Origin of the sequence: Streptomyces azureus, assembly GCF_001270025.1 — a bacterium.
GTDB lineage: Bacteria > Actinomycetota > Actinomycetes > Streptomycetales > Streptomycetaceae > Streptomyces > Streptomyces azureus.
On record NZ_DF968302.1, the window covers coordinates 23,731 to 32,697 of the forward strand.

The 8,967-nt window shown below is 68.7% G+C and carries 9 protein-coding genes and 1 pseudogene; 5 read left to right on the top strand and 5 right to left on the bottom strand.

What is annotated here, in order from left to right; translation table 11 throughout:
• Window positions 1-5 precede the first annotated feature (5 nt).
• Window positions 6-686 carry a response regulator transcription factor gene (locus AOQ53_RS20555; protein WP_030243122.1) on the bottom strand — a complete coding sequence of 227 codons (681 nt, stop codon included), beginning with the start codon at window positions 684-686 and terminating at the stop codon, window positions 6-8.
• Complete coding sequence (locus AOQ53_RS20560) at window positions 683-1,975, bottom strand: sensor histidine kinase (protein WP_059419349.1); 1,293 nt, start codon at window positions 1,973-1,975, stop codon at window positions 683-685. Before AOQ53_RS20560 ends, AOQ53_RS20555 begins: the two co-directional genes overlap by 4 nt.
• A 245-nt stretch (window positions 1,976-2,220) precedes the next feature.
• On the opposite strand from AOQ53_RS20560, the gene phoU reads away from it, so the two are divergent.
• The 3 genes from phoU to AOQ53_RS20570 all read left to right on the top strand — a co-directional run bounded on the left by phoU (window position 2,221) and on the right by AOQ53_RS20570 (window position 3,689).
• Complete coding sequence (phoU, locus tag AOQ53_RS20565) at window positions 2,221-2,922, top strand: phosphate signaling complex protein PhoU (protein ID WP_059419351.1); 702 nt, start codon at window positions 2,221-2,223, stop codon at window positions 2,920-2,922.
• Window positions 2,923-3,085: 163 nt separating this feature from the next.
• On the top strand, window positions 3,086-3,241 hold the full coding sequence (locus AOQ53_RS44735; RefSeq protein WP_167745740.1) for a hypothetical protein: 156 nt from the start codon (window positions 3,086-3,088) through the stop codon (window positions 3,239-3,241).
• 196 nt (window positions 3,242-3,437) lie between these two features.
• Complete coding sequence (locus tag AOQ53_RS20570; protein ID WP_059419352.1) at window positions 3,438-3,689, top strand: SCO4226 family nickel-binding protein; 252 nt, start codon at window positions 3,438-3,440, stop codon at window positions 3,687-3,689.
• Here the strand turns inward: AOQ53_RS20570 and AOQ53_RS47735 are convergent.
• Window positions 3,584-4,297 carry a serine hydrolase gene (locus AOQ53_RS47735; RefSeq protein WP_078945410.1) on the bottom strand — a complete coding sequence of 238 codons (714 nt, stop codon included), beginning with the start codon at window positions 4,295-4,297 and terminating at the stop codon, window positions 3,584-3,586. The genes AOQ53_RS20570 and AOQ53_RS47735 overlap by 106 nt on opposite strands.
• Before the next feature lie 57 nt (window positions 4,298-4,354).
• Complete coding sequence (locus tag AOQ53_RS20575; RefSeq protein ID WP_059419354.1) at window positions 4,355-5,716, bottom strand: MDR family MFS transporter; 1,362 nt, start codon at window positions 5,714-5,716, stop codon at window positions 4,355-4,357.
• A 195-nt stretch (window positions 5,717-5,911) separates the two neighbouring features.
• Between AOQ53_RS20575 and AOQ53_RS20580 the strand changes: the two genes are divergently transcribed.
• On the top strand, window positions 5,912-6,673 hold the full coding sequence (locus AOQ53_RS20580) for a phosphoglyceromutase (RefSeq protein WP_020271854.1): 762 nt from the start codon (window positions 5,912-5,914) through the stop codon (window positions 6,671-6,673).
• 80 nt (window positions 6,674-6,753) lie between these two features.
• Here AOQ53_RS20580 and AOQ53_RS20585 read toward each other — a convergent pair.
• Window positions 6,754-7,169, bottom strand: a pseudogene (locus tag AOQ53_RS20585) (FtsK/SpoIIIE domain-containing protein); the annotation flags it as partial.
• Between the two features lie 1,087 nt (window positions 7,170-8,256).
• On the opposite strand from AOQ53_RS20585, the gene AOQ53_RS45480 reads away from it, so the two are divergent.
• Window positions 8,257-8,532: a S1 domain-containing protein gene (locus tag AOQ53_RS45480; protein WP_201785082.1), complete on the top strand. Its 276-nt coding sequence runs from the start codon at window positions 8,257-8,259 to the stop codon at window positions 8,530-8,532.
• Window positions 8,533-8,967 lie beyond the last annotated feature (435 nt).

Genomic DNA, 8,967 nt, shown 5'->3' on the forward strand with positions numbered 1-8,967 from the left:
CCGGCTTACGGCTCGAACTTGTAGCCCAGGCCACGGACCGTCACCAGGTAGCGCGGGGCGCCCGGGTCCGGCTCGATCTTGGCGCGCAGGCGCTTGACGTGGACGTCGAGGGTCTTGGTGTCACCGACGTAGTCGGCGCCCCAGACGCGGTCGATGAGCTGCATGCGGGTCAGCACGCGGCCGGCGTTGCGCAGCAGCATCTCCAGCAGGTCGAACTCCTTCAGCGGCAGGTCGATCTTGGTGCCGCCGACGGTGACCACGTGCCGGTCGACGTCCATACGGACCGGGCCGGCCTCCAGCGCGGCCGGAGTCACCTCCTCCGGCTCACCTCTGCGGCGCAGCACGGCCCGGATACGGGCGACCAGCTCGCGCGAGGAGAAGGGCTTGGTGACGTAGTCGTCGGCTCCTATCTCCAGGCCGACGACCTTGTCGATCTCGCTGTCCTTGGCGGTCACCATGATGACGGGGACGTTGGAGCGGCCGCGCAGCTGGCGGCACACCTCGGTGCCCGGCAGGCCGGGCAGCATCAGGTCGAGGAGGACGAGGTCGGCGCCGTTGCGCTCGAACTCGTCGAGTCCGTCGGGCCCGGTGGTCGCGACGGCGACCTCGAAGCCCTCCTTGCGGAGCATGTACGACAGGGCGTCGGAGAAGGACTCCTCGTCCTCGACGACGAGCACTCGGGTCACGGAAGGACCTCCGGGGCAGGAAGCGTTTCGTACGCGGTTGATTCGGGGGATGTGGGGGTGGACCGCCCGGCCTCTTCGTCGAGGCCCGCGCCTCCTGCGCGTTCTGATCGGGCGGGCTGCTGATGTGCGCGGTCGCGGGCCGCACCGGCCTCCGGCAGCCGCAGGGTGAAGGTGGAGCCCTGGCCTTCGGCGCTCCACACCGTGACCTCCCCGCCGTGCGAGGCGGCCACGTGCTTCACGATCGCCAGCCCCAGTCCCGTGCCACCGGTGGCACGGGAGCGGGCCGGGTCGACGCGGTAGAAGCGCTCGAAGATGCGCTCCTTGTCCTTGTCGGAGATGCCGATGCCCTGGTCGGTGACGGCGATCTCGATGTGTTCCCCGCCGGCCGCGTTCACCCTGCGGGCCGCTATGCCGACGCGGGTTCGGGCGGGCGAGTAGTTGACCGCGTTCTCGACGAGGTTGCCGAGGGCGGCGGCGAGCTGGCCGCGGTTGCCCCACACGTGCAGGTCGGCGGTGCCGCCCGCGGCCATGGTGATCTGTTTGGTGCCGGCCTGGTGCCGGCAGCGGTCGATGGCCTCGGCGACGAGCTCGTCGACGCGGACCGGCTCGGCGTCCTCCAGCGGATCGTCGTTCTGAACCCGCGACAGGTCGATGAGCTCCTGCACCAGGCTGGTGAGCCGGGTGGCCTCGATCTGCATGCGCCCGGCGAACCGCTCGACGGCCTCGGGGTCGTCGGAGGCGTCCATGACGGCCTCGGAGAGCAGGGAGAGGGCGCCGACGGGCGTCTTCAGCTCATGGCTCACGTTGGCGACGAAGTCGCGCCGCACCGCCTCGATCCGGCGGGCCTCGGTGAGGTCCTCCACGAGCAGCAGCACCAACCGGGAACCGAGCGGCGCGACCCGCGCGGAGACGGCCAGGGCCTCCCCGCGTCCGGTCCCGCGCCGCGGCAGGTCCAGCTCGACCTGGCGTATCTCCCCGTCGCGCCGGGTGTCCCGGGCCATCTGGAGCATCGGCTCGACGGCGAGCTTGCCGCCGCGGACCAGGCCGAGGGCGTACGCCGCCGAGCTGGCCTTGACCACCGCGTCCGCCTCGTCGAGCACGACGGCGGAGGACCTGAGGACCGACAGGACGGTGTCCACGCCCGGCGGGAGCACCGCGTCCGTATGCAGGGAGCTACGGGTGGGGCGCTTCTGCTCGCGCTCACTCCAGCGGAACGCAAGCATGGCGATGACGCCGGTGAGCACCCCGGCGATCGCAGCCGCTGCGGCGACCGCCGCGTTCACGTCCATGCACCCAGGTTAGGCATGGGTCGGCCACGGACCACAGCCGTCGGGCTGCGAGCTCGAACACTCGTCGCCCAGAGTTCACCTTGGAGCCAGTATTGGTTCATCCGGGATGACGGAAACGGACGCGTACGGGCCGGAACGTGGGAGCGTGGGGTTCGGACCGTTGGTAATACGACGGTCGTACCGCCGGTTGTTCGGTGGGCCCCGGCCCATGAACCCCCGACACAGACGCACGAGAGGGAAGCCTGATGCGGGACGCGTACCACGAGGAACTGGACTCGATCGGCGACGGTCTGGTGGAGATGGCCCGGCTGGTCGGCTCGGCGATCGGGCGCGCCACCACCGCCATGCTCGACTCCGACCTGAAGCTGGCCGAGAACGTCATCGAGGCCGATCAGAAGGTCGACGAGCTCCAGCACGACCTGGAGGCCCGGGCCATCGCCCTGCTGGCGCGCCAGCAGCCGGTGGCGACGGACCTGCGCATCGTCGTCACGTCGCTGCGCATGTCGGCCGACCTGGAGCGCTCGGGCGACCTCGCCCAGCACGTGGCGAAGCTCGCGCGCCTGCGCTACCCGGACCGCGCGGTCCCGAGCGATCTGCACGCCACCATCCTGGAGATGGGCCAGCTCGCCCAGCGCCTGATGGCCAAGGCCGCCGAGGTGATCATCACCAAGGACGTCGACCTGGCGCTCCAGCTGGAGCAGGACGACGACGAGATGGACCTGCTGCACCGCACCCTCTTCCAGCACCTGATGGACGACCGCTGGAAGCACGGCATCGAGACGGCCGTGGACGTGACGCTGCTCGGCCGCTACTACGAGCGGTTCGCCGACCACGCGGTCTCGGTCGCCAAGCGGGTGGTGTACCTGGTGACCGGTGAGCACGCGGACGAGCTCCAGGCGGACGCGCAGCCGGAGATCCAGGCGGTGGCGGGGTCGGAGAGCGCCTGACCCTCGGTCCTGCCCGGTCTTACTCCGTCCCGCTCGGTCCTGCTCCGGGGTGAAAGGGCCGGGCGGGGACCGGCCGGGGCGCGCGGGCGCCTCTGTGCGCCGTTGATGCGCCCAGCGGAACGGGCATCCAATGGGCACAGGCACCAGCCTTGAGGAGGGACCCATGGCCGAATCCCCCAGCATCCCGCCCGACCCCACGCAGGAGCGCGTGACCGAGCTGCCCGCCGAGATCAGGAACCTGCCCCTGGTCGCCGCGTGCGGCTGCGGCTCGGGCTGCGGCTGCGGGTGCCAGTCGGGCAGCCCCTGCCAGTGCGGCTGACGCCCGGCACCTTCGTACGACCAGCAGGGCCCCGGTGGTTCGCCGCCGGGGCCCTGCGGCGTTGTGGTCGCCTCCGTGCCCGTACGGGCGGACCATGGAAGTACGCCCGCTGTCCTGTCGTACCGCCGCTGGTGGCGTACCGCCGGACAGTGCGCTACCGGCGTACCGCCGGGCACTGCGAAGGAGGCACGACGTCATGGCCAAGTTCATGGATGTCCACCACAGCATGAAGGGCATCACGGAAGAGCAGCTGCGCGAGGCACACAACGCGGACCTCGCCATAGAGAAGGACGAGAGCGTCCACTTCGAGGCGGCCTGGGCGGACCCGGAGTCCGGCCTCGTCTACTGCCTCTCCGAGGCCCCGTCGGCCGAGGCGGTCCAGCGCATCCACGAACGCGCTGGGCACAAGGCGGACGAGATCCACCCGGTGCCGTTGACAGTCACGTGAAGTGAGCGGTGCGGCCGGCCCGTCTCAGGGAGCGCTCCGGCAGAGCTCGGATTCCGACAGCGGCGTCCTTCAGTCGCTGCTCGCCCCAGTCGCCGTTGCGGTTCATGGTCATGACCTGCCGGCCGTCCGCCGAGGCGAGGGCGCGGGTCGCGGATCATGCCGCCGTGCCTCCAGGTCCAGCAGCCCTCCGCGAGCTTGGAGTGCCGCGCGTGGGATGAGGGCAGTCCGGGCACGGTGCCCGGCACGCTCGTGCCGCGCAGACCGAGTGGCCGTACGACGAGGCGCTCGACCGCGTGCGCGCAACTACAGCCCGTGGCCTTCTCTATGACCATGCCGGCGAGGACGTAGCTGGTGTCCGAGTAGTCCCATTTGCCGGGGCGGCCGGGCCTGCTGCCCTGCTCGGGCTGGGAGTTCGGCGGGTGGGCTCGTTCAGCACGGCCTGGGTCCTCGTATGAGCTGCTGCCTGGCTCTTGTGGACTTCCTGGGCCTTCTGGACTGCCTGGGCCTCCGGCTGCAATCGGGGCGGCGGATGGTGGGACGTACCGGCCGCCGCGGAGGAGGTGACAGGCTGACTGCGGCTGCCTGTGGTGGTGGCGGTTACGGGTCATGGGATCAGCTCATCAAGCGCCGTATCGCCTCACCATCGGGAACCTCCCGGAAACGGATCAGGGAGCGGACGCGGAACGCTCCGGGGCCTGGCCCAGGGCCCCGGCAGCAGGACCAGCCGGCTCAGCTGGCTCAATGGGCTCAGCGGTCTCAGTCGGCTGAGCGGGCGCCTCCTCCGGTAGGCGCCGCATCAACGCCCCGTACCCCAGCCCGGCCACCGTCCCGACCACCGCGCACAGCCCCCACAGCCACTCCGCCCCGAACCGGTCGATGACGAAGCCGGACATCAGCGGGGCGACCAGGCCGGCGACCGACCAGGACATGGTGTACATCCCCTGGTAGCGCCCGCGTCCGTGGAGCGGGGACAACCGTACGACGAGACCGGTCTGCGTCGGCGCGTTGACGATCTCGGCCAGCGTCCACACGCACACCGTGATGGCGATGACGCCGACCGACCCCGCGAAGGCGGTGAGCCCGAAGCCGTACCCCGCGAGAAGCGAGGAGATGACGAGCAGCCGGCGGGGGTCACGGTGCTGGATGAACCGCGTGACCGGGATCTGGAGCACGACGATCAGCACGCCGTTGACGGCGATCGCCATGCCGTATTCGGCCGGCGTGAACCCGGCCTCCCCCATGGCAACCGGCAGGCCGATCGCCCCCTGCTGGAAGATCAGCGCGACGAGGAAGGACAGCCCGACGACGCTCATGAAGCGCCCGTCACGCAGTACGGTCCCGAGACTGACGGAGCTGTCGGGGGCGGCGGCCGCCTTCTCGGAGGCGACGGCCGTTTTCTGGGAGGCGACGGCCGACTTCACCGTCTCGGCGGGCCTGGACTCCGGCAGCCGCAGGAAGACGAGGATCGCGCAGACCATCGTCATCCCCGCCTCGATCAGGAACCCGGCGAGATAGCTGACCTCGGCGATGAACCCGGCCGCCATGGAGGACACGGCGAAACCGAGGTTGATGGCCCAGTAGTTGAGGGAGAAGGCGCGGATACGATCCTCGGGCCGCACGATGTCCGCCATCATCGCCTGCACGGCGGGCCGGGACGCGTTGCTGGCCATGCCGACGAGGAACGCGACGCCGGCGATCGCGACCGGGTGGTGCACGAACCCGAGGAGCGCCACGGACACGGCGGTCGAGACCTGCGCGATCAGCAGCGTCGGCCGCCGCCCCAGCCGGTCGGTCATCACGCCACCGCCCAGCGAGGAGATCACCCCGCCGAGCCCGTGCAGGGCGGCGACCAGGCCGGCGTACGTGGCGGAGTAGCCGCGGTCGAGCGTCAGGTACAGCGCCATGAAGGTGGCGACGAAGGCGCCGAGCCGGTTGACGAGGGTGCTGGTCCACAGCCACCAGAACTCGCGGGGCAGTCCGGAGACGGTCTCCCGGACGGCGCGTCTGGCACGCAGGGCGTACGGCATGGACGACATGGGCTCTTCCCCCGGGCGCAAGCGTGTAAGGGTGTGAGGACGACGCGGCGGTGTAAGCGGCACGGCCAGCAGGCACAAATTACAAAGCCGCGGTTGACAGAGGCCACTCAATTAACAGAACCCGTCAAACGTCCGCCTGCCGGGCAGCCACGCGAACGGGCGAATGCGTGGATTACGCTCTGGGGCATGGCCGACGCACCGTACAAGCTGATCCTCCTCCGCCACGGCGAGAGCGAGTGGAACGAGAAGAACCTGTTCACCGGCTGGGTGGACGTCAACCTCACCGCGAAGGGCGAGAAGGAGGCGACGCGCGGCGGCGAGCTGCTGAAGGACGCCGGCCTGCTCCCCGACGTCGTGCACACGTCCCTCCAGAAGCGCGCCATCCGCACCGCGCAGCTCGCCCTGGAGTCCGCCGACCGCCTCTGGATCCCGGTCCACCGCAGCTGGCGTCTGAACGAGCGCCACTACGGCGCCCTCCAGGGCAAGGACAAGGCCCAGACGCTCGCCGAGTTCGGCGAGGAGCAGTTCATGCTGTGGCGCCGCTCCTACGACACCCCGCCGCCGGCGCTGGACCGTGACGCCGAGTACTCCCAGTTCTCCGACCCGCGCTACGCGACCCTCCCGCCGGAGCTGCGCCCGCAGACGGAGTGCCTCAAGGACGTCGTCGTCCGCATGCTCCCGTACTGGTTCGACGCGATCGTCCCCGACCTGCTCACCGGCCGCACGGTCCTGGTCGCCGCCCACGGCAACAGCCTGCGCGCCCTGGTCAAGCACCTGGACGGCATCTCCGACGCGGACATCGCGGGCCTCAACATCCCGACGGGCATTCCGCTGTCCTACGAACTCGACGCCGACTTCAAGCCGGTGAACCCGGGCGGGACGTACCTGGACCCCGATGCGGCTGCGGCGGCTATCGAGGCGGTCAAGAACCAGGGGAAGAAGAAGTAAGCCGAGCTGATCAAGGCCCCTGCCTGCGATTTCTCCGCTGGCAGGGGCCTTGTTGTTGTGATGGGGCCGTCTCCGGGCCGTCAACTCTGGTACGGAGTCCGGATGCGCGACCAGCCGCCGGAGGGGTCACCTGCCACGGCCAGTCCGGGCCGTTCGGGGGCGATGGCACAGGCTGCCATGACCGCTTCGGGCGCGATGTGCCGAGCGCCATCTTCGCGGAGGCTTCGTCGTTCACCCCGTGGCAGACGCGGCCGGTCAACTGGGCCCGCAGCATGGTCGCACCCTTGCCCAGCTCAGCGCCGAAACGCTGCCCGCAGACCTCCAGGTAGATGCCGGCCGCACGGCCGAGCTGGGCGAGCCGGATGAGCTGGGTGACCATCTGGTCGCGCCGTTCCTCGTCCTTCCTGGTGGCGACGAGGGACAGTTCGGCCACCTCGTCCACGAACAGCACGAGGGGAACGGGACGTTCGGACTCGGGCAGTCCCCAGATGACGTCAGGAATGGCGTGCGTCTCAGACGAGGTGAACGCGCTCAGCATGTAGAGAGTGTGCGCCACTCGGTAACTTTCGTCCCGTAGCGGTTCAAGCACTGCAGGCGCTGACCGAGCTCTCTGGGCTCTCGAAGTGCGATGTGATCAACTGACCTGTGCAGGTTTGCGCTCTTCTGGCGCAAGAGATGGCCAACGGACGCCAGCTCATGCATCGGAACGAGGACGGCTCCCTACGGTCAGAGCGTGAACACGGACTCGGCCGCCTCCCAGCGTCTGGCCAGACTCACGCACTACGCTCCCGCTGCTTGGCGGGACGCCGAGGTAGCCAGCGGACCACCGCTTGCCCGACCAAGAAGACGAAGACCACCGCCGCCACAACTCGGACAGTACTCCAGGTAGCGCTAACTACCCCCCCTTGCAGCGAAGCTTCCAAACGAAGCCGCTCCGACATTTCGACAAATGCAGTCACTGGGATCAGCAGTCGAAAAGCAAGGCCGCGAATTCCATGGTTGCGCGCGAGATTTCCTGCCACGCCCAAAATAAGACCTAGAACGCAAGCGGCCCCACCCCAGAATACTGTCTTCGACAAGATCCCGTCCCAGTCAGCCGACACTCCTCGGGCAGAGTCGTTCAGGTTCGCCGCCTGCCTCAGCTTTGTCGCATAGTAGGCGATCACACCTACGACGAGGGACGCAGGCGCCAGCACGGCGGACACAATTCTGGATTCGCACGCGAGGCCGACAAAGAAGGCCAAAGCCGCCCAGGACCATCCAGCGGACAAGAGAAGGTGCGCAACATGGCCTGCTGCGGCGTCGGTCATCCCAAGAAGGGGAGCGAGGACTCCGAGTGTGGCACCCGATGCCAGTGCAAGCACAGGCGTCAAGATGAAGAAGCGTGACGAAAACACAGCGTTCCAAGAGTCCTTTCGGTGGCCAGGCGCCTGAGGTGCCGCCTCCACGCGATTCTACGGGGCTGTCATCCTGGATGTACGGCCACTACTAGCGATAATGACCGAGAATCGCTGAGCATCAGAGCTGCGCCGAGTGGCTTATTGTTCGTCTAATTCAACTGCCACAGCAGCGAAGGGCTCACCGTGATACTCGCTGACCAGGCACTGTGCGAGCAACGCGATTTCGGGCCAATGCCCGAGTTCAGTTGGCCGGACCGCTCTCTAATGCCGGCCTCGGATGTCATGGACCAGAGCTGGCCAGCAGCAGTCTCCGAACTGCCGCTTGGATCTCACGTCAGCGGACGGGTCGTCGGCCGGCAGCCGTTCGGCGTCTTCCTCCTCCTCGATGGCGTGCCGAACGCAGTCGGCCTTGCCGAGATCACCACCATGCCTCACGGCGTGGAGTTGCCCGTCTTGTGAGCCACTGTCGCCGGTGAAGTGATCTGGCACGCGGAACACAACCGTCAGGTGAAGATCCGCCTCGATGAATGGCACGTGTCCGCCTGATCACCTACTGGTCGCCGCAGCTCTGCACCACTAGAAGTCACCTCATTTGGTCAGCCAACGGAAGCACACGCAGGCGGCTGCATCCGGCCGGCCAGGGAGGCGGTGCTTCCGATCGTCCAGCGGTGGCGGCCCAGGCGGCTCGAGGACTCCATGCCCTTGTGGGCGACGCCGCGCTTGTGGAGCCAACGACGCGGGTGGTCGTAGTCGTCGTACCCGTTGGCGGTTGGAGCTTGGTCGGCTGGCGTCGGCGCGGACCTCGGCAGGAGTGGATCGGCTGGGATTCCGCAGGCGTTTCAGGGCCTGGCTGTCGTGCGGGTTCGAGCCGGACCAGGCATGCGGTCCGCGCGT

Excerpts from the sequence above, each read along its gene's own strand:
- phoU (WP_059419351.1), top strand. The coding sequence starts at position 2,221 with ATGCGGGACGCGTACCACGAGGAACTGGACTCGATCGGCGACGGTCTG.
- AOQ53_RS20575 (WP_059419354.1), bottom strand. The coding sequence starts at position 5,716 with ATGCCGTACGCCCTGCGTGCCAGACGCGCCGTCCGGGAGACCGTCTCC.
- AOQ53_RS20570 (WP_059419352.1), top strand. The coding sequence starts at position 3,438 with ATGGCCAAGTTCATGGATGTCCACCACAGCATGAAGGGCATCACGGAA.
- AOQ53_RS47735 (WP_078945410.1), bottom strand. The coding sequence starts at position 4,297 with ATGACCCGTAACCGCCACCACCACAGGCAGCCGCAGTCAGCCTGTCAC.
- AOQ53_RS20580 (WP_020271854.1), top strand. The coding sequence starts at position 5,912 with ATGGCCGACGCACCGTACAAGCTGATCCTCCTCCGCCACGGCGAGAGC.
- AOQ53_RS44735 (WP_167745740.1), top strand. The coding sequence starts at position 3,086 with ATGGCCGAATCCCCCAGCATCCCGCCCGACCCCACGCAGGAGCGCGTG.
- AOQ53_RS20560 (WP_059419349.1), bottom strand. The coding sequence starts at position 1,975 with ATGGACGTGAACGCGGCGGTCGCCGCAGCGGCTGCGATCGCCGGGGTG.